The 939-nt window shown below is 60.4% G+C and carries 1 protein-coding gene and 1 pseudogene; both read left to right on the forward strand.

All coding sequences use genetic code 11. The features are described 5' to 3' along the window. Positions 1-68: 68 nt before the first annotated feature. Positions 69-314, forward strand: a pseudogene (locus tag MRBLMC3_RS17460) (transposase); the annotation flags it as partial. A 219-nt stretch (positions 315-533) separates the two neighbouring features. Further along, positions 534-939, forward strand: a 406-nt coding sequence (locus MRBLMC3_RS17465; protein WP_363830853.1) for an IS110 family transposase, incomplete at its 3' end; no start/stop codon positions are given.

The following is a 939-nucleotide window of genomic DNA, read 5'->3' on the forward strand; positions in this document are numbered from 1 at the left end:
GACTGGACTTGTAACGGTTTTGTGCTGTTCACTTGAGAGTTTAAGGCTCGTTCAAGGAGACCGATGAGATGATCAAGCATAGCGAAGAGTTCAAGCAGGAGGCGGTGCGCATTGCGCTGACCAGCGGGTTGCCACGCGAACGGGTTGCGTCGGATCTGGGGGTCGGCAAGTCGACCCTGAACAAATGGGCGTCGCATTATCGGCCGTCGGAGCTGGTGTCGGCGCCGCAGGCGGATCTGGCGCGAGAGAATGAACGGCTTCGCCTTGAGAACCGCGTACTCCGGGAGGAGAGGGAAATCCTAAAAAACCGGTCCCCGGCCGGGCCCGCCTGTGTGGGGTAGAAACGGGCCATGTTATGGTGCTCGCCAGGAGGGTCGCGGCCGTTCGCTTATTGGAGGCATGATACCCCGTTAAAAAACGTGGCCCGTGGGCATTTGCGTACTTGAGAGTGGTGACGCCGCATTGCGACGATCCCGGTTAGGAAGATGACGGTTGGCATAGCCCATACCCTCCGCTTTGAAGGAGGACGTGGAATGACAGGAGCAAAATCCCCGGGTGCGGACGCATTGTCGATGGTCAACCCTGGCGCCGCCGCCATCGATATCGGCTCGACCATGCACATGGCGGCTATCAGCCCTCAGGCGGACGACAATCCCGTGCGGGCCTTTGGTACATTCACCGGCGAGCTGCATGAGATGGCCCGTTGGTTCAAGGCTAGCGGCGTCACCAGCGTGGCGATGGAATCCACCGGCGTATACTGGATCCCGGCCTATGAAGTGTTGGAGGCGCACGGCTTTCACGTCATTCTCGTCAACGCCCGATACGCCAAGAACGTCCCGGGCCGAAAGACCGATGTCAGCGATGCGGCCTGGCTGCAACGCCTTCACAGCTATGGGCTATTGCGAGGGAGCTTTCGTCCTGAGGCGGGCGTGGCGACCA

It is taken from the genome of Sphingobium sp. LMC3-1-1.1, from assembly GCF_040676285.1.
In the GTDB taxonomy this organism is placed as follows: Bacteria; Pseudomonadota; Alphaproteobacteria; order Sphingomonadales; family Sphingomonadaceae; genus Sphingobium.